This window comes from Corynebacterium sp. LK14 (assembly GCF_008042215.1).
GTDB lineage: Bacteria > Actinomycetota > Actinomycetes > Mycobacteriales > Mycobacteriaceae > Corynebacterium > Corynebacterium striatum.
On the sequence record NZ_NOVQ01000010.1, the window covers coordinates 81570 to 106313 of the forward strand.

Consider the following 24744-nt stretch of genomic DNA (forward strand, 5'->3'; position numbering starts at 1 on the left):
TCTTGCCGCTACTGCTGTGGTGGGACCTTGGTCATGGCGGTGCGCCTAATAATGAAGGCACACAGCAATGCGCCGACAAAGTAAGCGAATACGAGCGGCTGGCCAGTGACCATAAGCGGCTCGGTGGGCATGAAGCGGCCCGCCGCGATGGCGATGAGCGCCATAACCAGGGCGATGAGCTGGGTGCGGCTGCCCTTCTGGTCTTTGCGAACCGTGCTGAATGCGCCGACCAAGATCGCAGCGAAAACAATGAACACCACGTTCCACGTCCACTCGAAGGGGGCGCCGAATCCGTCGTTGACGATGGCGAGAACCCCCAGCAACACGAGCACGAAGGCCAGTGCTGAAAAGGCACCGCCAACGCGCCATGCCAAAGGAATTGTCACGCCCTCGGCGTTATCCTTGGCAGGCTCGCCTGCGGGTCGATTGTTTCCGGCGGTTCCTTCGATGGGTGAATGCTTGTGGCTCATAGAAAGAAATACTAAGTGGTCTCGTACCAACCCCAGGTAATGGCACGGCCAATTGCGTGGAAGTTTAGGTTAAAGCCCAGCACAGTTGGGGTGGACTCTGGGTCGATGTCAAGTTTCTCGACGTCCACCGCATGAACCACGTAGAGGTAACGGTGCGGTGCATGTCCGGCCGGCGGGTTGGGGCCGTAGTAGGTCTTTTTGCCCGAGTCGCCGCGCAGGCTGACGACGCCCTCGATGCCAAGGTCTTCAGCCGAACCAGCGCCGGTAGGAAGCTCGGTGATGTGGGCCGGAATGTTAAACGCAGCCCAGTGCCAGAAGCCTGAGGCAGTTGGGGCATCAGGGTCGAAGCACGTAACGGCGTAGGACTTGGTGCCTTCTGGTGCTCCACTCCACGCAAGCTGCGGGGAGATATCCTCCGGTGCGCGGAATCGCGCTTCGATTTCTTCGCCCTGGGTGATATCGGTCGAGGTCAACGTGAAGGATGGCAGGTCCTTGAGCGGCGCATATGGATCTGGGCCAGGGAAACGGGAGTCATTTGTGTATGAAGTCATAATTCAGTTGTACCTGAGGTCACACCTTGCTGTCGATGGGGCGGGCATCACCCTCCGGAGACTATGGGAGACTCCGGCCAGTGTCATGCTTACATTGATGTGTTTTCATCTTTGATTAAGAGTCATAAGAAGTACATTTTTTACCCTCTGTCCAGCCGATTTGTTTATGTGCGGCGTTTCGCGCTACAGTATTCGAGTGCCCAGCCGAGAGGCTGAAAAACACCCAGCCCGGGTGGCGGAATGGCAGACGCGCTAGCTTGAGGTGCTAGTGTCCTATTAACGGACGTGGGGGTTCAAGTCCCCCCTCGGGCACAACGAGCGGTTCACGAACCGCAAGGACCGGAGATCACAAACTCGAAAGAGGGGGTGATCTCCGGTTTGTTTTGTTTTTGTGTTCGCGGGGGTTGTGGAGTGATGGTGTGGGGATTGCGGATGCAAGTCCCACTATGGGCGGAAAGTGCTGCCTTCCACTCGGGATATGAACTGAAGAGAGTACTTACTCCGTGACGCGAAATGTGTTAATTAGGTCACTGTTGCACTAAGACTCGCTGTGACTATACGAAATGCTATTTACTCATTTGCTGGCGCATCTCCTCAAGAATGGGAAGGGCATACTCGTCGTGGGCGACAGTAGTCGTGTGCCATTTGACGCAGTTCCTTGAGCTCAGTGCTCTCCCGGCTATGGTGCAATATCCCAAAGCTTCGCACTGTTTCGGCTCGATGATTGAGAGAACAACCGAGTGACGTACATTAGGCTCGACAGATTGTCAGGAAAGACTTCCTCGCGGTAGAGCAAAACAAATGGGTTCAATTTCGCAATGTAGTTTGCGCCGAGCAGCTCAGATCGCGGGGAAAAGGCATTTTCGATTTTTACATACTGCTGATCGGCGAACGTGATAGTGCTGCGTTCTAATGAGCACATATATCCGCAGGGGTTTCTTCCCGCAAAACCGAGTATCTGGGGAGTAAACATGACGCTCAAGTCAACAAAATTTGGGTACTGTTCGTCCCCGATTCGCAGCGGTTGAGCGCCCCTGCTCTCAGCAATAGACTTTTCGCTTACGAATTCCTCCGCTGTAGCGGGAAGATTGTGCCCGGGTCGGGCGCCAAATTTCGTGAGCTTTGGAAGGGTTTCCGCTGAAAACAACTGAGGTGGATGGACCTGACCCCTGTTTGGTGGACACCTGATATCCAGCCCGGTTGGGTTGGGAAGAAAGGTAATCTACCACCATGCCTAGGTACTCCGAACAGTTCAAACGTGATGCTGTGGCCCTCTACGAAAACAATGAGGACCTCTCACTCCACGAGGCTTCAACAGAGCTTGGAGTCAATCGTTCTGAAGTGCCCCGGGTTTTGTTCCTAGGCATTTGCCTTGATTTCCATTATTTCTCGACTGGGGTGGTGTTCCCAAAACTCGGCTTCGACTTCAGCCGGCGTGCGGTAGCCTAGGCTCTGGTGGAGCCGTGATTCGTTCCACCAGTTGACCCACTCGAACGTGGCGATTTCTACGTCGACGACATCGTTCCACGAGCGCCCATGGATCAGTTCGTTCTTGAAGGAGCCGTTGACGTTCTCAGCCAAAGCATTGTCGTAGGAGTCGCCCACCGTCCCAGTGGACGCTGCGATACCGTGCTCGGCTAGGCGCTCGTTGTAGACGATGCTCACATATTGTGAGCCGTGGTCTGAATGGTGAATCAAGCCCGTTGTTTCCTTGGCACACACGATTGCTTGGTTCAACGCCTGCAGCGGTAAGGCTTCGGTGCGCATCGAATCCGACAGCGCCCATCCGACGATCCTCCGGGAGAATACATCGGTCACGAACGCGGTGTACACAAAGCCTTTCCTGGTGCGCACGTAGGTAATGTCCGCTACCCACAGCCGATTAGGGCCAGGGGCCTTAAAATCACGATTGACCAAGTCAGGGCGAAGATCCGGGTCTTTGGGTTTGCGCGTTGTGATTGGTGCCCCACCTTTGCCCTTGCCAGACAGGCCAGCGCTGCGCATCAGCCGGGCTGTGTGCTCGCGGCCAATGTCAATGCCCTGGCGTTGCAGCACGCGCCACATTTTCCGCACCCCGTAAACACCGTAATTATCCTGATGAACAGCCCTAATGCGTTCAATCAGCACAGCATCGCGAAGGCGACGAGCACTTAATCCACGGGCCTTGGACTGGCGATAACCACGCGAGGTGATAAACCCACCAGCCCGGTTATTCTTCAACGTCTTACAAATGAACTCGATAGAGAAACGATTCCGGTGTTCATCGATGAATCGGATCATTTCCGACGTTTGGGGTCGAGTTCCGACGCGAAAAAAGCTGAGGCAGCCTTCAGCAGCTCATTAGTATCGCGTAGCTCTTGATTCTCACGGCGTAGCTTGGCGACCTCTGCCACAAGGTCCTCTGGCAACCGTTCAGTAACGCGTCCTTCACGACGAGCGGCCTGCGTCCATTGCCTCGCTGTGTGCCACGAAACGCCCAGTTTGGGTGCCACGATCTTGCATGCTTCCTGCGTCGAAATATTCTCTGCCAGAATGCGATCTTCTACCAAGCGGACGACTCGGTCCTTCGCCTCCTGATCAAACTTCTTCGGCATGTTCCAAATTTTCCCATCTACTCAAACGGAACAAAACCTGGGGCACTTCAACAACGTGAAGTATCGAGATATCGTTTCTACGGTGTCTCGAGACTTTTTGCTACTTAACCCCCCGGGCAGCGGCCTGACAGATCTGCATAACTGCCAACGAAAGCCTCTGGTAACGCAAAACCGACGCCTTCGTTGCCAACTACGCACATCCCACCGCCAAAGCGCATCACTGCTCCGGGCGGCCGCCCCAAAGAAAGCGCCCATCCCCTAACTTGGGGACAGGCGCTGATTTTTGTTGGTGCTGGCGGCCCTACGGCCTCAATGTTGCTTTAAACGGTCTCAGGCTCCGCGGCATCAGGATTGGACGCCGTTAACTTCGGCTCCTTGGTCGCCTTGAAACGGTCCAAGACGTACTTCACCACGATCGGGAGAACTGACAAGCCAATAATCAGCAGCATGATCTTCTCGATAGAATCTGCGATGCCCGGAATGTTGCCCAAGAACACACCAACCAGATTCATGGAGACCACCCAGGCAATTGCGCCAGAGACGTTCCAGCCCACGAAGTTCTTGTACGGCATTTCCGCAGTACCGGCAGCAACTGGGATAAAGGTGCGCACAATCGGCACAAAGCGGCCCAAGACCAAAGCTACTGGGCCGTGCTTCTCAAAGAATTCCTCAGCCGACTGCAAGTGCTCGGTCTTAAGAACCTTCGCGTCGTCCTTGAAGAGTCGACGGCCGAATCGGTGTCCCAGGTAGTAACCCACCTGGTCACCCAAAATGGCCGCAACAATTCCTACAGCAAGCAGTGTCCAAATATTGACATCCAACTGCTCACGCAGGATAGCTGCGGTAACCAGCAGTGAGTCGCCCGGTAGGAACGGGAATAGCACGCCGGACTCAATAAACACGACGATGCCAATGCCGGCAATAACCCAAGGGCCAAAGGCTTCCAAAAGGGTTGCGGCGTCCATATAGGACAAGAGATTGGAAATTGCGTCCACTCGATTCTCCAAAAAATAAGGCGCTCCAGTTCGCAGCGCGAGTAACCGCCTTCTAGTATCGTCTGCAGCCCGCCCATCTCCTAGCTCGACGTGCGATTTCACCGCAAATTGTCGTGATCAACACAGCCTAGCCACAGGTAACCCAATTCCACATCGCAAGTTCCGAGCGCTACTGTTTTAGCCTATGACCCAATTTCTAGGATGGCTGCGCACTTTCGGAGCCTTTCTCGCGGAACTGTCCAAGTCCGCGCTTTCAGCCATCCGCAGTTGGTCGATGGCCCGGTGGGCGATGGCTCTCGGAGCGATCATCGCCATTGTGGTCGCAGCATTGCTTGTCGACGTCCCCGACATCGCCGACCTACGTTCCTGGGCGGAGAGCCTTGGGCCCTGGTTTGTCGTTGCCTTTGTCCTAGGTTATGTCATATTTACGCAGTTTCCGCTGCCCCGCACCATTTGGACCGTGGCGGCTGGCGTCTTGTTCGGGGCGTGGTTCGGCCTCGGCCTATCTCTCCTCGCCCTGACACTCTCGGCGATGATTTCGCTCCTGCTGGTTCGCTGGCTCCTCGGTGACTGGATCCGACCTCACCTCTCCCACCCTGCTGTCTTCAAGATCAATTCGCGGCTGGAAAGGCGCGGGTGGCTCGCCATCGCCAGCCTCAGAATGGTGGCCGGTGTCCCCTTCTCCATCCTCAACTATGTAGCCGCATTGACGCCCATCCCCGTCGGGCAATTTACGCTTGCGACACTGATCGGTTCGATTCCCACCACTGCCCTAGGTGTATTCTTCGGCGACGCCCTCACCGGCAAATCCGAACCGTGGCTTTTCGTTGCCATGGCCATTCTCGCGGTCCTGGGTATCGGCGGATTAGTCCTAGACTCCAAACTGCCGCAACGTCCTTAAATCCTCCGCCGGAGGCGCAGGGTCAAGTTTCCTATATAGATATTGGCGACTATGCTGAAGTGCAAACAGCTACTCGTTGAACTATTTGAGGAGGCAGCATGCTCGCTGTACACGCACGTTACCGCGGCCGTTCGGTTCGCCGCGCTGAATTGGTTCAGCGCTCTGCTTCCGCGCTATCAACATTGGACGGCGTCGGCGAGTTCCAGGTCCTCGGCGTTGAGGACATCTGTGCAGTTGCTTACTCGGCGTCTTCAGTATGCGACGTTGTCATGGCTTTACTTGCCGACGGCGACTGGGCCATCGGCATCGGAGTCTCTCCAGGTTTGACTGGCGACGAAGAAGCAGCGCGTGAGGTCGCCACCGGCGCACTTAAGGGATCGGCCCGCGCGGGACAGGTCTACGCCAAAGTAAGCAAGCGTGGTCGCGCTTCCGAAGCCGCCGACATTGCCGCAACCTTTGCGCTTCTCGGCTTTGTCCTCCACAAGCGCACCATGGAAGGCCGCGAGGCGACGTCGCTAGTTCGCGCGGGTCTCAACCAGAACGAAGCAGCTGAAGAGCTGGGAATCTCTAAGCAAGCGATGTCGCAGCGCCTGCAAGCTGCCGGTTGGGCTGCTGAGATGGCTGGCTGGCAACTTGCAGTACACGTCATCGAGCGCGCCAACACTCCCTCTTAGTAACCCAGATCAGCCTTCGTAAGCTCTGGCGTGGTGACGAAGTCGACGAGTCTTTCCACTGCACCGATGAGAGTGGAGTCGAGGTCGCGGAAGGAATTCACAGCAGTGTAGACACGGCTCCAGCCCTCCTTCGGGTCGGACCAGCCCACACGCTGACAGATTCCAGTCTTCCAGTCTTCCCCGTAGGGAACCTCGGGCCATGCCCGCAGGCCTAGCCGCTCGGGCTTTACCGCAGCCCAAATGTCGATGAACGGGTGGCCAGTGACGAGCACGTGCTCTCCTACTGTCTGCGTTAGGCGAGTTTCTTTGGACCCCTCTACTAGGTGATCCGCCAGAACTCCGACCCTGCGACCAGGACCTGGCTGGAATTCGGCGAGTCGTTCCTCGAGGTTGTCGAGACCTTCGAGGTACTCGACAACAACGCCTTCTACTCGCAGGTCGTGACCCCAGACTTTCTCTACGATAGCTGCGTCGTGGATACCCTCGACCCAGATGCGCGAGGGCGCAGCAACCTTGGCCTCAACGTTACTAACGCGGCGCGAGCCGGAGTTGGACTTTTGCGGAGCCTGCTTTTCCACATAACGCGTCAGTGTGACAGGCTGGCCTTCGAGGAGAAAACCACCTTCGACCAAATTGAAGACACGCTCATTGCCTCGCCGATCCTCGAGGCGGACCACGGGGCCATAGACGGTCTTGTCGACTCCCATCACCGCGCCAACAAAGTCGTCGCCGCGGACTTCCACGACGAGCCCCGGCTCGGCTGGGACCTTGGGATACTCCTTCTTCTGTGTCCGTTTGTGACCTGCAAAAATGTCGCCGCCATATGGATCGATACTCATGGGGAGAAAGTCTATCCATTAAACTTTCTGGCCATGGATATGCGCGCCGAGGTTTGGTCTCCTTTACAAAATACTGCCGTCTGGTTGGGAGCATGGCTGTGGGGATATGAGTCGACAGATGATCTTCTGGATGCGCTGCAAGAGCTCGGAGGGAAGCAGGCGATGGAAAATGAGGAGCCCTTCATCGAGCTCCTTTCAACCTTGCGGACCGAAACTTCAGAACTCATCGCGGCACAACAGCGCGAGCCCGTCTTTAGACTCATCCTCTCGGGTCCTGGCGAGTCACCGGCATTGCCGGCGGGTTCGGAGTCGTGGAAGGCGGCGTCGGAAAGCGCTGAGGGCGCAATCGTGGTGCGCACCAATGATCCAAGCCGTCACTTAGTTCTCATCCCCCACTATGGCAACACCAGTACCAGCTGGAAGCTCTATGAGGAGACTCTTCCACTGCCCGCACCCTCGTGGTTAAGCCCCGGCGAGGCCGACGCATTGCTGAGCCAGGCGACCAACCAGGCCGCCACTCTCATCGAGGCCGACGGATATTCCACAGATGCGCTACATAATCCGCGTCTTGCCGTGGGGTCCCTCAGTGACTTCTACGACACTCCTGGCCTGCCGGAATCGGTGCCACCGCGCGCTGCGAAATTGTTTGCCCGTGCGGATCGCGTCGGCGCAATCATCGAAACGGTGACTGGGCGAATTGCCGACCACAGCCTCGACCATCATCTTTTGGCACTATGGCGACATATTAGGCAAGCTCGCATGGCGGGTGTGGCCTATGCCTTAACTGACTTTGCCCGCTGAAACCGGAAGGCTTCAACGGGCAATGCTTCTAAGGGTGGATGCTACTTGGCAGCAGCTGCAGGCTTGCGAAGCGACCAAATGTCGCAGCAGCCTTCAGCGCAAGGTGCGCCGTTGACGGTGCAGCCCTGAACGGTTACATCGCCTAGGGACTCCCAGGGCTTTTCTTGCTCCAGCTCCTCGATGAGATCGACAACCATCGACGAGAAGGCATCGGTGGGGCCCGCGGTGCGGGTGCGCTCCACGATTACTCCCATTTCGTCGGCAGCCTGCTGAAGCTCGGTGTCGAGGTCCCATACGACCTCCATGTGGTCGGAAATGAACCCGATTGGGCAGACGACCACTGCGTCGACGCCGTTCTTCTCATGGATTTCAGCGGTGTGATCGACAATGTCCGGCTCGAGCCAAGGGGTCTTCGGGCTGCCCGAACGAGACTGCCAAACTAGGTCATAATCGGTGATACCTGCGGCCTCGGCAACGAGACGCGAGGCCTCGGCGACCTGGCGGGAGTAGATGTTCTTGTCCCCTTCTCCACCACCGACATTGTCGTGCGCGGTGGGTACGGAGTGGGCAGTAAACAGCATGCGCGCTTGCGTACCCTCTGGGATCTTTGCATAGGCGTCCTTGACGGCCTGCGCCATTTCGCCGATGAACTTGGGGTGATCGAAGAATTGGCGGATCTTGGTGAACTCGATCTGCGGAAGGCCCTTCTCCTCGAGGTGTGCCCGCAGCTTGACGATGTCCTCGTCGTACTGGCGGCACGCGGAGTATCCGCCCCAAGCGGAGGTGGCGAGGACGGCTACGTTGCGGACGCCGTCTGCGGCCATCTGCTCAACCGCTTCTGTTCCAAAGGGATGCCAGTTACGGTTTCCGAAGTAGATCGGTAGATTATGTCCGCGTTTTTTGAGCTTCGTCTCGACATGATCGATGATCTCGCGATTGAGTTGATTCAGCGGACTTACTCCGCCGAAGTGGAAATAGTGCTCGCCTACGACTTCTAGGCGCTCGCGTGGAATGCCCCGCCCGCGGGTGACATTCTCTAAAAACGGAACGACCTCCTCGTTTCCTTCCGGGCCACCGAAAGAAAGAACGAGGAGGGCGTCGAAGCTGCGGGCATGCTGTTGTGCGTCAGTCATACCCCAACTTTACCAACCAAAGGTTGGGGCTTAGAGGAGGCGCACGACGTTAGGGGCCATTCCGGATTGGCGCACAGGAGAAATCTGAACGTTGGATCCAGACTGAGGGGCCTCAATCATGGTGCCGTCGCCAAGATAGATAGCTACGTGCTGGCTGCCGCCAGGTCCGTAGAAGATAAGGTCGCCGCGCTGCATTTGGCTAGCTGGGACCTGGGTACCCTTCTGGTACTGGTAACCGGTGTAGTGCGGAAGCGAAATGCCCGCGCCGGCGAAGGCGTAGAGCGTCAGGCCTGAACAGTCGAAGCCGACCTTGTTGTAATCGCCGTAAGAGTCGGCAACACCGCCGTCGCGGATGCCCTTGGTTGGGCCATTCGCGTCACCGCCGCCCCACGCATAAGGAACTCCGATCTGGGACTGGGCGCGAGCGATAACCGCTTCAATCTTTGAGTTACGGTCAGCATTGCCCAGAACATTCGTCGCTTCCTCAGTGACATCGTCAGTGGTTTTCAACCCACCCAGGACATCCGAGACGGCGCCCGTCAGGGAGTCGTCGTCGGTGTTCGTGTTGCCGGAGCCTTGCAATGCGGCCAGCTGGGAAGAGCCCTGTGCGAAAGCGTCGAGCTCTTCCTGGGTTAAGCCAGTGTGGTTAGGCTGTGCGGCGCCAACAATGGCTGCCGCCGCACCAATAGCGGTGGCTGCAAGATTCAGTGAGCCGGAATCCAAGGAAGAACCTTGCATGGAAATTCCGTCAGAAGAGAGCTTCTGCACGTTTGGATCAGAGGACAATTCTTGGGCCGCTTGAGCAGCCTTCCGAACGTCGCTCGCAGAAAGTTGGTTACCGGACTTCTCAGCGTGGAACTCACGCTCTACCGTTTCCTCGGAAGTAAAACCGCTGTTGTCATCCGATGCCCCTGCACTTGGCTGCTCCTGGGATGCCGTCGTGGTGGCGGATTCGGTTGCAGACTGTGTGCCGGGCTGAGCAGCAGACTCGTTCGCCGACTCGGTGGCCGATTGTGCAGACTCCGGGGTCGCAGCCTGTGGGGTTGCGTCAGGAGTCTGGGGAGCAGTTTGAGAGTCGGTGGATTGCTTACCAGTGGTCTGGTTTGCAGCACCTTCGGTCAAGTTATTTGGCTTGACGTTATCTTCACCCTTGAAACCGGGTTGCTCGCCTGAATCCAGTCCTTTGGCTTGATTTAGTGCCTTTTGAACCTTGGCGTGCTGCTGCATGAGCGATTCACGCTGGGACGAGAATTCTTCGACCCGGGAGGCGCTGTCTTCCAGGGTCTGACGTGCAGCTGCCTCGGCCTCAGTAGCGTGCTCTTCGCGTTGCTCGGCCAACTGCTGGGTTTTGCGAAGCTGCGACTCCTTGTTCGCCTTTTCCGTGCGCTCCCGCTCAAGCTGATCCAAGATTGCTTGCTGGTCCTTGGTTTGGGTCCGCAAGTAGGACTGACGCTCGAGCATGTCTCCGCGTGCGTCGTTGCCTGCTGCTGCAGACACTGCATCGGAGGTGTTGGCGCGGCGATAAGCGGTACGCGACAGTTCGTTGAGCTTGGCCTGGGCCCGTTCAACGTCGGACTGTGCGGTGTCGAGTTCGCCGCGTGCCGTGGTCGTGCCGCGGCGTGCTTGCTCGGCTTCGGTGCGCGCATCCTGGAGATCAACGAGCGCGCGGTTGACGTCCTCGCGACGAAGGCCGATCTCGGCCTCAATTTTGGCAACCTGCTCCTCGATGGAAGCGATGGCGCCGGCGAGGTCCGCAATTGATGGGTTATCAGAGGACAGCAAGGACTGGATGTCTACCGGTGCTGCTTCCTGAGCAACAGCGGGAGTCATGGTGGAAACGGTTGACAACGCCGCAGTAGTTGCGACGGTGGCTAGAAGCGTCTTCAGACGCCTAGAGCCAAACTTGAAGGTGGTGGCCACGAGAGGTATCTCCTAGACGCCCACGTAATCCTGGATTGTCGACTCGCATCTCACCTAGACATCCCCGTGTAGAACCTATGCAGCTGCCAGCTGCTACCCGTTGAGGGGCAGCAACTTGGTCGCAATTGGCATAGGTATGCCCGGGACTAATGGGTCTCGAGGACGAACATGTCGTGGTCTATGGACCCTGCTCCCCTGACTGATTCGCACAAAGTCAGGAAAATCGACGTCGTCAAGCGCAGCGCTCTCTACGCAACCGTCCAGGAGTACCTGGCGCCGGATATAAAAGTAGAGGGTACTGTCGAGCGCATCAGCCATAAGTGAAAGTGCGTGAAGGAAGACTCTGCGCCGCGGTGTCGCGCGATGAGCTTCAAGGCGCCTGTCCTATTGGATAGTCCTCCCATGAGGGGGTCTATAGCTATGGCAAACGCGGGACTGCATTACGCGTCATTCTCGCCGTCGAATCGTATGAACCGCTCTAAAATCCATGGCCTCCCGGACGCCGCGACACCGTGACACCTTGTGTCACTGAGAGGGCTGTCCGTCTTGCAGCCACGAACCTTGAACGGTCCGCACGAAGCGAACCCTAACGAGTGACTCGCTGTGGCTCAGTACTGCCGTCCCCTTAGCGAGAACCCGTCGATAGTCTCCATCGACCGATGCCCGAAAAGGCGGCGACAGGGAAAGAGCGCGACGCTAGTCCCCAATCGGAATGTGGGTGTTTTAATTTTGAAAAATTCGAACACTGTAATCGGCTACGTGGGATTGAACTTGTCGCTTCCGCTGTGTTGGAAAATCTGGCGACACGCCTGTATCGCTTTGTTCGAGTTGGCCTAAGCCAATGAATGCGATTGCCGAACAATCAAGAAGCTTCCATTGCGTCCTCCTGAACCAGGCGGCGATCCTCAATCCTTCTGCTTCCACTCGAGGCGTGCTTCCCCACATACCCGTGTGTCTACTCGATTGAGAGTCAAGGCTTGGCCCATGAACGTATGGAACAAGAATCAACCCGTGAGTCGATACTGGAACCATACGTCACCGACACACCCTGGCGCACACTTTACTCAAAATTCACATGCGTCCCGCTGGGCCACAGGGCGTTACACCGGCGGTCAACCTGCAACGATTTTGTTACATTCCCGTGACGGTGACTTTGGTCACATATAAGGCTCGACTGGCCACTTGAAGCCCCTCCCGCACCCCTCCCCCACCTCACGTCAAGTCAGGGTGGTTGACTAAACCCCTTCCCCACTGCCCCCTTTGTGGGCGCTGGGGTCGCCCTGATGGCCGATTTCACAGACGCCTCCGGTGCCGTGAATCGCGGTTCGGAGTTCAAGTTGAACCCCTCTTGGTAACAGGGCTATCGGGTTCTGGGCGTAGTTCGAGCCTTAAAAGTTGGGGATTTTTGGGGCCGTTTTCAAGTGTGTTTCCCGGACTGGTTTCGGCGTGTGGATTGCTCGTCGGGATGAGTATGGGAGGCGTCGGCCGAGTCTCGTGAGGGGTGCTCGTAGGGCTGTCCGAATCGGGTTAGTGTTATATTTTTTCGAACAAAACTAAGCCGTTTTAAACATCCTGCGGTGTCTCTTTCTGAGATGCCTCGCGGCTAATTTATTGCCGTCCGCGTAGCGCTCGCCGCGCGATAGGCGGACCATCCCGCGACGCCGGCGAGGGCTAAAGCGAGGGCTATGATCGCCATCCAGTGAACGGTGAAGTGATCGGTTCCGGAATAGAACTGCTCCAACACGGAGGTCTGATCGAGGCCCTTCGGTATGGCTCGCTCGGCGGCTTCGATATTTGCCCGAGTTAGTGAATCGCTTACGGCCGAGATATGGGTCGGCGTCTGAACGATGACAGTATCGAGCCCAGTCGCCGACTGGAGATCTTGTGCAATGTCGCGTGCGTCAGCCGCACTAGCCGAAAAACTGTCCACTACGGCGATGCCGTGATCTGGATGGAGGGATTTAATGATCTCTTCCTGGATTTCTAGATCATTGGCGATGCGGGGATTGCTAAACGCTACGCCGTCCTGACTGAGTTGGTCGGAAAGGTTTGCTAGGTCGACGTCTTCTGGGATCATTGCGATTGCCCTCCCCTATGCCGAGCGTTTTCCTGAATTCTCCAGTGGGCCTGCCGTGAGCTACTCGGGTTTGCCGCCCACGATGGCTTGATTGCTGTTACTGAAACTATCGCTCGGCGCCCAAATTTCGGTGGGTGACGCGCCGGTCCCCCTAAAATGATGAAACAGAACGCTCGTACTGTTATAGTTAACACAGTCGTCGGTTTGAACCATTAGACTGGTTTCTGAACCTTCGCGTTCTTCTCGCTTCTAGTGCCTGAAATTCAGCGCTTGTTTCGTTCCTTATATATAGATGTATAGGGCGCGGGCTAAAGCGCTCCAGTTCGGGTAGGGCTAGAAGCAAGGAACAATTTGTTCTATCAACAAGGAATGGAGCTCCCTGTGACTGAAAGCCTGAACTCCTTCGGCGCCAAGAAGACCCTTGATGTCAACGGTAAGTCCTACGACTACTTCGACATCAACGCGGTTCCAGGCCTGGAGAAGCTGCCGTACTCCCTTAAGGTGCTTGCTGAGAACCAGCTGCGCTACGAGGATGGCAAGAATGTAACCAAGGACCACATCAACGCACTCGCCAACTGGGATCCGTCCGCTGAGCCGGACACTGAGATTCAGTTCACCCCGGCCCGCGTCCTGATGCAGGACTTCACCGGCGTTCCGTGTGTGGTCGACCTCGCCACCATGCGTGAGGCAGTTTCCGCACTCGGCGGCAAGCCAGAGCAGGTTAACCCGCTCAACCCGGCTGAGATGGTTATTGACCACTCCGTCATCGTTGAGGCTTTCGGCTCCCCTGAGGCTCTCGAGAAGAACGTTGAAATCGAGTACGAGCGCAACCAGGAGCGTTACCAGTTCCTGCGTTGGGGTGCTGAGAACTTCTCCAACTTCCGCGTAGTTCCTCCAGGAACCGGTATTGTCCACCAGGTCAACATCGAGTACCTCTCCCGCGTTGTCTTCGATAACGAGGGCGTTGCCTACCCAGATACCTGTATCGGTACCGACTCCCACACCACCATGGAGAACGGCCTCGGCATCCTCGGTTGGGGCGTTGGCGGCATCGAGGCTGAGGCAGCAATGCTTGGCCAGCCGGTTTCCATGCTCATCCCGCGCGTTGTTGGCTTCAAGCTGACCGGCGAGATCCCGGTAGGCGTTACTGCAACCGACGTCGTTCTGACCATCACCGAGATGCTCCGCGAGCACGGCGTAGTTCAGAAGTTCGTCGAGTTCTATGGCAACGGTGTTAAGTCCATTCCTCTGGCAAACCGCGCCACCATCGGCAACATGTCCCCAGAGTTCGGTTCCACCGCTGCGATCTTCCCGATCGATGAAGAGACCATCAAGTACCTCGAGCTCACCGGTCGCCCAATCGAGCAGATCGAGCGCGTCGAGGCTTACGCAAAGGCTCAGGGCATGTGGCTCGAGCAGGATGCTCCAGAGGCAGAGTACTCCGAGTACCTCGAGCTCGACCTGTCCACCGTTGTTCCTTCCATCGCTGGTCCGAAGCGCCCACAGGATCGCATCCTGCTCTCCGAGGCTAAGGAGCAGTTCCGTAAGGATCTGCCTACCTACGCAACTGGCGACGTCGTCGTTGACGAGTCCTCCCTTGAGGCAAAGCGTATGACCGCTGAAGGTGACGCTGACGAGGCCCTCGTTGACGTCACCGGTGGCCTGAACAACTCCCGCGAGGGCCACGGCGAGTCCGCAGCTAAGGGCGGCTCCGGCCGTCAGTCCAACCCGGTTACCGTCACCTCCCCGAAGGGCGGCGAGTACACCCTGGACCACGGTATGGTTGCTATCGCTTCCATTACCTCTTGCACCAACACCTCTAACCCGTCCGTCATGGTCGGCGCTGGCCTCATCGCCCGTAAGGCTGCCGAAAAGGGCCTGACCTCCAAGCCATGGGTTAAGACCATTTGCGCACCTGGTTCCCAGGTTGTTGATGGCTACTTCCAGCGTGCAGACCTGTGGAAGGACCTTGAGGCTCTGGGCTTCTACCTCTCCGGCTTCGGTTGCACCTCCTGCATCGGTAACTCTGGCCCGCTGCCAGAGGAGATCTCTGCAGCTATCAACGAGCACGACCTTGCTGCTACCGCGGTTCTTTCCGGTAACCGTAACTTCGAGGGTCGTATCTCCCCGGACGTCAAGATGAACTACTTGGCTTCCCCAATCATGGTTATCGCTTACGCTATTGCTGGCACCATGGACTTCGACTTCGAGACCCAGGCTCTTGGCCAGGATCAGGACGGCAACGATGTCTTCCTCAAGGACATCTGGCCTTCCGCCGAGGAGATCGAGGACACCATCCAGAAGGCTATCTCCCGTGAGCTCTACGAGGCTGACTACGCTGACGTCTTCAAGGGCGATGACGCATGGCGCTCCCTGGACGTTCCGGAGGGCGAAACCTTCGAGTGGAACGAGGACTCCACCTACATCCGCAAGGCTCCGTACTTCGACGGTATGCCAGCAGAGCCGAACCCAGTTGAGGACATCAAGGGCGCTCGCGTTCTTGCCAAGCTGGGCGACTCCGTCACCACCGACCACATCTCCCCTGCCTCCTCCATTAAGCCGGGCACCCCAGCTGCTCAGTACCTGGATGAGAACGGCGTTGAGCGCCAGGACTACAACTCCCTCGGTTCCCGTCGTGGTAACCACGAGGTCATGATGCGTGGTACCTTCGCCAACATTCGTCTGCAGAACCAGCTGGTTGACGTTGCAGGTGGCTATACCCGCGACTTCACTCAGGAAGGCGCTCCTCAGGCATTCATCTTCGATGCTTGCCAGAACTACAAGGCAGCTGGCATCCCGCTGGTTGTTATTGCAGGTAAGGAGTACGGCACCGGTTCTTCCCGTGACTGGGCTGCCAAGGGCACCAACCTGCTCGGCGTGAAGGCTGTCATCACCGAGTCCTTCGAGCGTATTCACCGCTCGAACCTCATCGGCATGGGCGTCATACCGCTGCAGTTCCCAGAGGGCGAGTCCCACGAGTCCCTCGGCCTGGACGGCACCGAGACCTTCGACATCGAAGGCATCGCAGCTCTCAACGAGGGCGGCATCCCGAAGACCGTTCACGTCACCGCAACCAAGGAGTCCGGCGAGACCGTCGAGTTCGACGCTAAGGTCCGCATCGACACCCCGGGTGAGGCTGACTACTACCGCCACGGCGGCATTCTGCAGTACGTTCTGCGCCAGATGGTCAAGTCCTAATCGGACTGCCTCTTGGAGGATGGCTTCCTGCTAGCAAGTAAATGGTAGAAGGCAGCCGCCTCCGCTTATGGGCCGCCGGCTTTCGCCGTGCGGCCCTCCTTTATCTTATTTTGATTATTCTTATTGCACTTTTGAGGAGACTTCCATGCCTATCGTGAGCGATTCTGAGCTCAACCGACGTCGTCACGAAATCTTGGTAGGTGCCCGAAAGTGTTTTGCCGAGCATGGCTATGAGGGCGCAACCGTGCGCCTTCTGGAAGAAGCTACGGGAAAGTCGCGTGGTGCGATTTTCCACCACTTCGGTGACAAAGAATCCCTATTTCTGGCACTGGCCCAGGAAGACGCCGCTCGCCAGGCTGAAGTCGTTGCAAACAACGGTCTGGTTGAGGTGATGAGCGAAATGCTTCGCCACCCAGAGCGCCATGATTGGCTGGCCACTCGCCTCGAGGTGACTTCCATGCTCCGCACCGATCCCTCCTTTGCCATGCGTTGGCGCGACCAGCAGGAAGTCTTGGATCGGGCGGTGCGTGCACGTTTGGAAAGCAACGCCGAGCAAGGGCGCATGCGTGACGACGTCTCCATTGACACGTTGGTGCTTTATTTGGAGACCTTCATGGACGGTTTCATCAACCGTCTTGCACTAGGTGATACTGCGAACCTAGAGGCGGTTCTGGCCTTGGTCGAGCAATCTATCCGCGGCAGCCGTCCGAGAAAGCAAGCTTCTACACCAAGCTGAACCTAGATGCTAGAGACCGGGTTGGTGCCGTTGTAGAACTCCAACGGGGTGTTCGGGAACTCGTCGCGTCCCACGACCTCGGCCACAACCTGTGCCACGAGCTCGCGGCTGGTCTCCTTTTCCGTGGACGGCGACTCGAGAACCTCGATGCCTTCTGCGGGTTCATCACTCAAGGCGGAAGGGCCAAGGATGAGGTAGTCGAGCTGTGAGGCATTGAGGCGATTGTCCACTGCCTTCTTGGCCTCGACGTAGGCGTACCAGGATGCGTCGTCAGGGTTAGCAGTATTGTGGGTCGCGCCAACATAGGAGATCATCACGTACTTCGGGGTGGGCTTGCCAGCTGCCTTGAGCTGCTCGAGTGCGTCGATCGTGGCAAGCGCGCCATCGCGATCCACAGCAGTTGTGAGCTCTGCTCCCCCGCGGCCGCCGTTTCCGGCGCCCCAAACCACGACGTCGTAAAGCGTGAGCAAATCTGCCCACTCGTCAACGCTTAGCTCAGTGATGTCCTTGATGACTGGGGTGGCGCCAAGTTTCTCGATCTCCGGGGCTTGGTCGGGGTTGCGGATCAGTGAGTGAATCTCGTAACCCTTCTCAGAAATAAGAGGTGCGGAGAGCAGACCGATCTTGCCGTGTCCGCCGATGTACAAAACTTTCTTAACTGTGGTCATGGCGCCCCACCCTACGCTAACTGTGAGCTTGGCCCCGTTTATTGGTCGCCGGACAATTAAGAGGTGAGAAGCACTAGAATCAACTCCATGATTGCCATCATGACTGTGACCGGCGCTGATAGCACCGGAATTATTGCTTCTGTAACTACTAACCTCGCTGAGCTCGGGGTGAACATTGTCGACGTTTCGCAGACACTCATGTCCGGTTTTTTCACCATGATTCTGCGCGTGGAATTTGATGAATCTGAGGTATCGATCCAACAGATTCAAGAGCGCATGAATAAGGTGGGCGAAGACATTAACCAGTCCATCCGCGTACAGTCTGAGGCGCTGTTTACAGCGATGAATGAGATCTAAATATGCTCAATCGTTTTAATACCGTAAGTATTCTCGACACGATCGAGATGATCGACAAGTACCGTCTCGACATCCGCACGGTGACCATGGGTATCTCCTTGCTGGGATGTACGCGTTCATCCATGGATGCGACTGCCCAGGCGGTATATGACCTGGTGACTGAACGCGCAAAGCACCTGGTTGAGGTGTGCGAGGGCATCGAGGCGGAGCTCGGCATTCCGATCGTTAATAAGCGCATCTCCGTCACGCCGGTATCGCTCATCGTCGCAGGCGTCGAAGGAAACCCCGTTGAGGCGGCCAAGGCACTCGATCGCGCAGCGGCTGAGACCGGCGTGAACTTCGTCGGTGGTTATTCTGCTCTCGTGGAAAAGGGCGCTACCACCGCGGAAAAGAAGCTCATCAATTCGATCCCTGAGGCCCTGTCTACGACGGAGCTCGTATGCTCTTCCGTAAATATCGCGTCCTCGCGCGCGGGCATCAACATGAATGCCGCCAAGCGCATGGGCGAGGTCATCAAGGAGGCCGCCGAACTGACCAAGTATCAGTCGGCGATCGCCTGTGCCAAGCTGGTGGTCTTTGCAAACTCCGTGGGCGACAACCCGTTCATGGCGGGTGCCTTCCACGGCATCGAGGAACCGGATTGCGTGGTTTCCGTGGGCGTTTCCGGCCCCGGCGTGGTGGACCGTGCGTTGGGCAACCTCGAGGGTGCCACCCTGGATCAGGTTGCCGAGGAGGTCAAGAAGGCCGCGTTTAAGATCACGCGTGCTGGCCAGCTCGTGGGCAACATGGCCTCCGAGCGCCTTGGCGTTCCCTTCGGCATCATTGACCTTTCCCTGGCACCAACCGCCGAGCTCGGCGATTCCGTGGCACACATCCTGGAGCACATGGGCCTTGACCAGGTCGGTACTCATGGCACGACAGCCGCATTGGCACTGCTTAACGACGCCGTGAAGAAGGGTGGCATGATGGCATGCTCGCGCGTCGGCGGCCTTTCGGGTTCCTTCATCCCCGTCTCTGAGGACAAGGGCATGATCGACGCAGTGCGTTCCGGTGCCATTTCCATGGACAAGCTGGAAGCCATGACCGCAATCTGCTCAGTCGGCTTCGACATGATTGCGCTTCCTGGCGATACCTCTGCGGCAACGATTGCCGGCATGATTGCTGATGAAGCCGCCATCGGTGTGATGAACCATAAGACCACCGCGGTCCGCGTTATTCCAGTCCCAGGGGCCAAGATTGGCGACGAAGTCAACTTCGGTGGCCTGCTCGGATACGCTCCGGTAATCCCGGTCAACACCGTGGGCAACTCCACGTTTGTCAATCGCGGCGGCTTCATCCCCGCACCGGTCCACGGCTTCCGCAATTAGAAGCGAGTGAGTAATGGTGAAGGTTTCACCCTTCACCATTGCCCGTGCTCCACGGATTCTCATCCATGAGGTTTCGGGCGCCGCGTCAGTTCGCTAGATTCATTTCGTCTACCGTTGCGTAGGAGGCGACCTCGGCCACAAACGCGGGATCGTGGCAGGTCAATACTATTGACGCCGATGCGGAAAGCGCGTTGTGAATGAGACGATGGACCATCACTCTGCCACGGGCGTCGAGAAGCGTGTCCGGCTCATCAAGAATGAGAATACTGCGGCGCAGTGCCACCGCGTGCGCGACCTGCGCGACCCGCAATTGCGAAGCCGAGACGTCCAAAGGATGCTCTTCTAGAGGTAGGCCAGGTATGAGATCTGGCTCCTGCACCCACGCCCCAATGGTGGATTCGAGCACCTGGTCCATGGGCGATTGCAGCGCCATCGCGATGCTGGGATGGGCGGGTTCATCGCTGTCGAGGCCAGCGGCTGCGCGCAGCAACGTGGTCTTGCCTGAACCGTTTCCGCCACGCAGCCACAGCACTCCTCCAGGCCGCAGCTTCAAGTCCACCGGGCCAACCTCAAAAGTGCTGGATTCCGGAGCTTTGAGGTGCCACCAGCGCCTGGGTTTCGCACCGCGCTTGGCGCGCACCTGGGAAATAGTGACGCTATCCGAAGTCGGAGCCACGCGGGCAAGGTCAAAAATGCCGTCTGCGCTGGTGTCGTGTTCAACGAGGATGACCGCGGTTTCTTTCAGCGTTCCGAGATAGCTGGCGATGCGCTCGCGTGAATCGGGATCGAGGCCTGCCCACGGCTCGACCACGATGAGCACGGGTGGCTCGGCTATTGCGACCTGCGCGAGCGCAAGCCGGCGTGTTTGACCACCAGACAGGCCGGAGGGTTTGCGCGTGCCGTCGAGGGCGACGTCGCAAAGCGCCTGCTCTACCCTGGATTTCATGTTCTGCGGATCCATCCCAAGGTGTTCCAACGCAAGCGCTAGTTCTTCCCTGACTGTCTCGCGCAGGAGAGAGACGTGTGCTGCCGCATCGGCGCCGATTACCGTGTCAACATCCAAAATCTCTGCGAGTTGATGCGCAACGTCGTCGGCGTTTTCGCTAAATCCTACGCGGATGGTCTTGCTTGTTCCTGGGACTAGATCCATAGCAATACTCCAAGAACGCTGATGATGGGCAGTGCCCACCGGACGATGCGCTGAGCCAGGCTGTCTGGAACGGGGACCAAAACTGTGCGTCGGCCTGGTCTGTCGAATCCGATCGCAGTTAAGGCCTGGCCCCGCTGCGCACCCTGAGTGAGCAGGCGTGCGATGACCGGGATGATGACGCGGGAGGCAACGTTGCGTATGGAAACCTTCACGCCGCTGAGGCGGTTAGCGTCGCGTACCGCGGCGATGGCGCGCGCACCCTCGGGCAGGGATTGAAGGGAGGCACCCACCACGTAGGCGGCTTTGTGGCCGAGGCGGGAGGCTTGGAGCCACTTGGCGACGTCGCTGACCTTAACCATGGCGGCAGCCGCCACGATACAGCCCATTAAGGCGGCGAAACGTAGGGAAAGTTGGCCTGAAAGAAGCAGGCCATCACTGGTGAGTAATGGGAATATACGGGCAGTGCCGTAGGGCGCGTGAATGAGCGCCATCGATGCCGCGGCGGGAAGGGCAAGCACCGTGGTGGTGGCGACCACCGCTATCGAGCGTGATGCGATGGTGCCAAGTATGAGCCACATGATGAGCACAGCCGCATTGAGTAGGGGTGAGTTGACTGCCACGATGAGAAACCAGGTGGAGGCTGCGGCGCTAAAAACAGTGGCTGGGTGAATCATTAACGCGGGCGCAGGCTTTCGAGGGTGCGCTTCGGCAGTGCCTTGATTGCTGCCCACACGATGAGGAAGACGATGGCCTTATCGAGCGGATCGGAGATGAAGGACTGCAGGGTCACCGAAGCGATAAGCGAGTTACCGAGCTCGCGGAAGAGCGAGACCACGGCGCCTGTTCCCAGGCCAGCGGTGCCGCCGTAAACGAATGCTGCGACGGGCGCGGCCAGCATGCCGGAGATGATTCCGATGATGGCGCCGGAAAGGATGACGGACCACCACTTCTTGAAGGCACCCTTGTTGATCGCCCAACCCGCAAGGAAACCAGTCGCAGCCGATACAGCCGCAAATGGCAGGGCTGCCGGGTTGAGAAGACCCCACACCACGGAGGACAAAGTACCCGTGGCCAGGCCAGCGATAGGGCCGGCAATGGCGGCGACGAGGATGGTACCCACGGAGTCGATGTAGAGCGGTACACCAATGGAACCAATGATCTCGCCGACGACGATGTTGAGGACCAACGCGACAGGGATGATTGCGATGGTTCGGGCGGGAAGCGCTGGCAGCGCGCCTGCAAGCAGCAAGGCGGCACCGAGCAAGTAGCCGACCAAGGTGATGAGTGCTTCAGTGGAGCCCGCGACGGACTCCCAGGAAGTCGGACGGACCAAAACGAGATAGATCCAGGTGGCTACGACGATGAGCGCACCGGCGATTACCAGGCCTTTGCGGGCTGGCGTTAAAGAGATCTGTGACATGAAACTTTCACTTTGGGAAGTAGTAGATGTACAAAGCGTTGGCAATGTTTTTGCCCTATGTCACCTCGGGCAGCCCATTAATAATAAGCGCACTAAACGCGACGAGCCAAAATCCCGGCCGCACGGGTGAGCTCCGCGTGCGCGCCTACGATATCTACGGCGGTCACCACGTGTGCGTTGGCCAGCGCATCCCAATGTCCCCGTAGGTCCGCCACGGATGTTCCGCGTAGCAACTGCGACTCAGCCTCCACATCCACAGTGGTGGTGCGCTTAAGGAAGTCCACCTTGCCAAGCGCGATTATGCAGGTGAGCAGGTCATGGATTTGAGCCTGGTAGCCCTCTCCTTGCTCTTGATGGAACTCGAAATAGAAGCGGAGGATCTCTGGAAGGTGGCGGGCCACCGGATGCTCGCCCAGCTCCGCGATGAGTCGCTCCAAGCGTGGCGGCGCGATGAGAAACTGCTCGGTCACTTCCAGTGAGCACAGCGTCGCTTGGCTGTTGCTTTCGCGCAAGTCGCCAAAGACCTGCTTTGCGGCATGCGGGTCTACCCAGAAGTTCCACTCCGCTGTGGGCGTGGTGTTGCCACGGTAGTTCACTGCGCCGCCCATCACCGTCACCTGGCTGAACTTGCTCACCCCGGCTAGCGCTGCATTGGTGAGCGGACCGGTGACGATGAGCTGCGCGTCCTGTTCAGCTGCGTTGTTCCACAGGTCCCGCCAGTTGTAATCGGAGTTCCAGTCCGGAGCCGTGACGTAGCCCAGACCAGCTGGGCCATGGGTTTCCGGGGTCGTTACCAGTGGAACCTCCAGGGGAACTGGGTGGCCGGGTGCCACGGGGATCTCCCCTAGCCCGCATTCGCTGAGAATGAACGCCGCGTTGCGAGCAGTGGTGTCGACGTCGATGTTGCCGGCCGTCGTGGTGACACCAACGAGCTCAATCTCGCCGGCGTGGTGAAGCGCCGCGAGATAAATGAGGGCAAAGGCGTCATCAATTCCGGGATCGCAATCAAGCAGGATGCGGGGCGTGGTCATCGGCTAAAGGCTCCTAAAAGACGAGGGTATCGAGGAACTTATGGGCGCGCTCTGTCTGCGGGTTGTCAAAGAACGCATTGGGCTCGCCGGTCTCTACGATACGTCCTTCGTCCATGAACACGATCTGGTCCGACACTGCAATGTTTAGGCCAGCTCAACAATCTCCATGTATTCGTCGTTCCACAGATCTTCATCGCCATCCGGCATGATGATGACACGCTCGGGCTTGAGTGCTTTCACTGCTCCCGGATCGTGGGTGACCAACACGACGGCGCCGGTGTAGGTGGAAAGTGCGTCGAGCACCTGCTCACGCGACTGCGGGTCCAAGTTGTTAGTAGGCTCATCCAGCAGCAACACGTTCGCGCGCGAGGACACCAGGGTTGCCAGCGAAAGACGCGTCTTCTCACCACCGGATAAGGTACCGGCGGGTTGCTCCAGCTTGTCGCCGGAGAACATAAAGGCACCGAGGAGGCCGCGGAGATCCTGTTGGCCTGCGTCCGGGCAAGCTTCAATGGTGTTCTCCCACACGGTCTTGTTCGCGTCGATGTTGTCGTGCTCTTGCGCGAAGTAGCCGATACGCAGACCATGGCCGGAAACAATGCCGCCCTCACCGTCGGTGCGTTCTACTCCCGCAAGCAGCTTCAGCAACGTGGTCTTACCAGCGCCGTTGTAACCGAGAACAACCACGCGGGAGCCCTTGTCGATGGCGAGATCGACGCCGGCAAAGACTTCCAAGGAACCGTACATCTTGGTAAGACCCTTAGCGTTCAGCGGGGTCTTGCCGCACGGCGCGGGCTCAGGGAACTTAATGTGCGCGACCTTGTCGGCCACGCGCACTTCGTCCAGTTGGTTCATCATGCGGTCCGCGCGGGCAAGCATCTGCTTGGCAGCGGCCGCCTTGGTGGCCTTCGCGCCGAGTTTGGCAGCCTGCTTCTGCAGGGCCGAAGCCTTCTTCTCCGCATTGGCGCGCTCACGTCGGCGGCGAGCTTCGTCGGTAGCGCGCGCATCCAGGTACTTCTTGAATCCCATGTTGTAAATGTCGGCCTCGGCGCGCACCGCATCAAGGAACCAGATCTTGTTGCACACAGCCTCAAGGAGGTCCACATCGTGAGAGATCATAATGAGGCCGCCCTCGTGCTTGGACAAGAAGCCGCGCAGCCACGTAATGGAGTCAGCATCCAAGTGGTTAGTCGGCTCATCCAACAGCAAGGTGGTCTGGGATTTGCCCGAGCCAGCCGACGCTGCGAAGAGGATCTGTGCGAGCTCCACGCGGCGGCGCTGACCGCCGGAGAGAGTCTTCAACTGCTGGTCAAGGATGCGCTGTGGCAGGCCCAGGTTATCGCAAATCTGCGCGCACTCGGAGTCTGCTTCGTAACCACCCAATGAGTGGTACTCCTCCTCCAAGCGAGAGTATTTGCGGATGGCCTTGTCACGGAATTTATCGTCCGTGGCGTTTTCCATTAGCTGTTGCTGCTTAGCCATACGGCGCTTGATATCGTCCAAGCCGCGGGCGGAGAGAACGCGCTCACGAGCGGTGATCTCGATATTGCCTTCGCGGGAGTCCTGTGGCAGGTAACCAATGGGGCCGGAGCGCGTGACAGAGCCGCCATAGGGCTCGGTCTCCCCTGCCAGGATGCGCATGGTGGTCGTCTTGCCGGCACCGTTGCGTCCGACCAGCCCGATGCGGTCGCCCGGCTGCACTCGCAGGTGCTGGCCGGGAGCGTCGAGAAGCGTACGTGCGCCCACGCGCACCTCGAAATCATTGGTCACAATCACGAGGAATCAGTCTATCAACCGGCGCTAACAGGTCATAGCTGAGCCAAAACCAGAAAACTAGAAGAGTCCCGCGGCCATTCGGCAGC

Annotated in this window: 23 protein-coding genes and 1 tRNA gene; 9 read left to right on the top strand and 15 right to left on the bottom strand. The window is 58.1% G+C overall.

Annotated elements, in window-relative coordinates; translation table 11 throughout:
• Positions 1–8: 8 nt before the first annotated feature.
• Complete coding sequence (locus CHU71_RS06860; protein WP_236593734.1) at positions 9–470, bottom strand: hypothetical protein; 462 nt, start codon at positions 468–470, stop codon at positions 9–11.
• 11 nt (positions 471–481) lie between these two features.
• Entirely contained in the window at positions 482–1021 is a 540-nt protein-coding gene (locus CHU71_RS06865) for a YbhB/YbcL family Raf kinase inhibitor-like protein (RefSeq protein WP_005531543.1), read from the bottom strand.
• A 226-nt stretch (positions 1022–1247) separates the two neighbouring features.
• Here CHU71_RS06865 and CHU71_RS06870 point away from each other — a divergent pair.
• Positions 1248–1333: transfer RNA gene (locus CHU71_RS06870), tRNA-Leu, on the top strand.
• A gap of 1047 nt (positions 1334–2380) precedes the next feature.
• Here the strand turns inward: CHU71_RS06870 and CHU71_RS06875 are convergent.
• Positions 2381–3615, bottom strand: a protein-coding gene (locus tag CHU71_RS06875) for an IS3 family transposase (RefSeq protein WP_147760584.1) whose coding sequence is annotated in 2 segments (ribosomal slippage) — positions 2381–3327 and positions 3327–3615 — 1236 coding nt in all. Because the reading frame shifts where the segments join, the coding sequence is not laid out codon by codon here.
• A 320-nt stretch (positions 3616–3935) separates the two neighbouring features.
• Positions 3936–4610 carry a DedA family protein gene (locus CHU71_RS06880; protein WP_370450503.1) on the bottom strand — a complete coding sequence of 225 codons (675 nt, stop codon included), beginning with the start codon at positions 4608–4610 and terminating at the stop codon, positions 3936–3938.
• A 184-nt stretch (positions 4611–4794) separates the two neighbouring features.
• On the opposite strand from CHU71_RS06880, the gene CHU71_RS06885 reads away from it, so the two are divergent.
• Both CHU71_RS06885 and CHU71_RS06890 read left to right on the top strand, forming a co-directional pair.
• Positions 4795–5511 (top strand): TVP38/TMEM64 family protein, encoded by a 717-nt coding sequence (locus tag CHU71_RS06885; protein ID WP_147760585.1) that lies wholly within the window; start codon positions 4795–4797, stop codon positions 5509–5511.
• Positions 5512–5609: 98 nt separating this feature from the next.
• Positions 5610–6185 (top strand): hypothetical protein, encoded by a 576-nt coding sequence (locus CHU71_RS06890; RefSeq protein ID WP_005531549.1) that lies wholly within the window; start codon positions 5610–5612, stop codon positions 6183–6185.
• On the opposite strand, the gene CHU71_RS06895 is transcribed toward CHU71_RS06890, so the two are convergent.
• Positions 6182–7024 carry a DUF3097 domain-containing protein gene (locus tag CHU71_RS06895; RefSeq protein WP_046645968.1) on the bottom strand — a complete coding sequence of 281 codons (843 nt, stop codon included), beginning with the start codon at positions 7022–7024 and terminating at the stop codon, positions 6182–6184. The two genes, CHU71_RS06890 and CHU71_RS06895, sit on opposite strands and share 4 nt — an antisense overlap.
• 33 nt (positions 7025–7057) lie before the next feature.
• Here CHU71_RS06895 and CHU71_RS06900 point away from each other — a divergent pair, with 33 nt between their 5' ends.
• Positions 7058–7825 (top strand): hypothetical protein, encoded by a 768-nt coding sequence (locus CHU71_RS06900; RefSeq protein ID WP_147760586.1) that lies wholly within the window; start codon positions 7058–7060, stop codon positions 7823–7825.
• 41 nt (positions 7826–7866) lie between these two features.
• Here CHU71_RS06900 and CHU71_RS06905 read toward each other — a convergent pair whose 3' ends face one another.
• Positions 7867–8958: a ferrochelatase gene (locus CHU71_RS06905; RefSeq protein ID WP_147760587.1), complete on the bottom strand. Its 1092-nt coding sequence runs from the start codon at positions 8956–8958 to the stop codon at positions 7867–7869.
• A gap of 30 nt (positions 8959–8988) precedes the next feature.
• On the bottom strand, positions 8989–10878 hold the full coding sequence (locus tag CHU71_RS06910) for a DIP1281 family NlpC/P60 protein (protein ID WP_147760588.1): 1890 nt from the start codon (positions 10876–10878) through the stop codon (positions 8989–8991).
• 168 nt (positions 10879–11046) lie between these two features.
• On the opposite strand from CHU71_RS06910, the gene CHU71_RS12835 reads away from it, so the two are divergent.
• The gene (locus CHU71_RS12835; protein ID WP_161799762.1) at positions 11047–11202 is read left to right on the top strand and encodes a hypothetical protein; all 156 of its coding nucleotides are present in this window, start codon (positions 11047–11049) and stop codon (positions 11200–11202) included.
• Between the two features lie 1279 nt (positions 11203–12481).
• Here CHU71_RS12835 and CHU71_RS06915 read toward each other — a convergent pair.
• Entirely contained in the window at positions 12482–12955 is a 474-nt protein-coding gene (locus tag CHU71_RS06915) for a DUF6676 family protein (RefSeq protein WP_147760589.1), read from the bottom strand.
• 381 nt (positions 12956–13336) lie between these two features.
• On the opposite strand from CHU71_RS06915, the gene can reads away from it, so the two are divergent.
• Complete coding sequence (can, locus tag CHU71_RS06920; protein ID WP_210385553.1) at positions 13337–16153, top strand: aconitate hydratase; 2817 nt, start codon at positions 13337–13339, stop codon at positions 16151–16153.
• Between the two features lie 145 nt (positions 16154–16298).
• A complete protein-coding gene (locus tag CHU71_RS06925) occupies positions 16299–16889 on the top strand; it encodes a TetR/AcrR family transcriptional regulator (protein ID WP_049062392.1) in 591 nt (196 codons plus the stop codon).
• 2 nt (positions 16890–16891) lie between these two features.
• On the opposite strand, the gene CHU71_RS06930 is transcribed toward CHU71_RS06925, so the two are convergent.
• A complete protein-coding gene (locus CHU71_RS06930) occupies positions 16892–17557 on the bottom strand; it encodes an NAD(P)H-binding protein (protein WP_147760590.1) in 666 nt (221 codons plus the stop codon).
• Between the two features lie 87 nt (positions 17558–17644).
• Between CHU71_RS06930 and CHU71_RS06935 the strand changes: the two genes are divergently transcribed.
• Together CHU71_RS06935 and CHU71_RS06940 are read left to right on the top strand one after the other, a co-directional pair.
• On the top strand, positions 17645–17914 hold the full coding sequence (locus tag CHU71_RS06935; RefSeq protein WP_005531569.1) for an ACT domain-containing protein: 270 nt from the start codon (positions 17645–17647) through the stop codon (positions 17912–17914).
• 2 nt (positions 17915–17916) lie between these two features.
• Positions 17917–19281, top strand: a complete 1365-nt coding sequence (locus CHU71_RS06940; RefSeq protein ID WP_147760591.1) for a PFL family protein — start codon at positions 17917–17919, stop codon at positions 19279–19281.
• A gap of 85 nt (positions 19282–19366) precedes the next feature.
• Here the strand turns inward: CHU71_RS06940 and CHU71_RS06945 are convergent, their stop codons facing one another.
• From CHU71_RS06945 to CHU71_RS06965, 6 genes are all read right to left on the bottom strand, one after another.
• Positions 19367–20431 (bottom strand): ATP-binding cassette domain-containing protein, encoded by a 1065-nt coding sequence (locus CHU71_RS06945; protein ID WP_147760592.1) that lies wholly within the window; start codon positions 20429–20431, stop codon positions 19367–19369.
• Positions 20422–21105 (bottom strand): energy-coupling factor transporter transmembrane component T, encoded by a 684-nt coding sequence (locus tag CHU71_RS06950; RefSeq protein ID WP_147760593.1) that lies wholly within the window; start codon positions 21103–21105, stop codon positions 20422–20424. The genes CHU71_RS06945 and CHU71_RS06950 overlap by 10 nt, the downstream gene beginning before the upstream one ends.
• The gene (locus CHU71_RS06955; protein ID WP_049062386.1) at positions 21105–21851 is read right to left on the bottom strand and encodes a glycosyl transferase family 9; all 747 of its coding nucleotides are present in this window, start codon (positions 21849–21851) and stop codon (positions 21105–21107) included. Before CHU71_RS06955 ends, CHU71_RS06950 begins: the two co-directional genes overlap by 1 nt.
• 92 nt (positions 21852–21943) lie before the next feature.
• Positions 21944–22882, bottom strand: coding sequence for a nucleoside hydrolase (locus tag CHU71_RS06960; RefSeq protein WP_147760594.1), 939 nt, complete (start codon positions 22880–22882; stop codon positions 21944–21946).
• Between the two features lie 13 nt (positions 22883–22895).
• A complete protein-coding gene (locus tag CHU71_RS13025; protein WP_255456409.1) occupies positions 22896–23018 on the bottom strand; it encodes a hypothetical protein in 123 nt (40 codons plus the stop codon).
• 8 nt (positions 23019–23026) lie between these two features.
• On the bottom strand, positions 23027–24658 hold the full coding sequence (locus tag CHU71_RS06965) for an ABC-F family ATP-binding cassette domain-containing protein (protein WP_147760595.1): 1632 nt from the start codon (positions 24656–24658) through the stop codon (positions 23027–23029).
• Positions 24659–24744 lie beyond the last annotated feature (86 nt).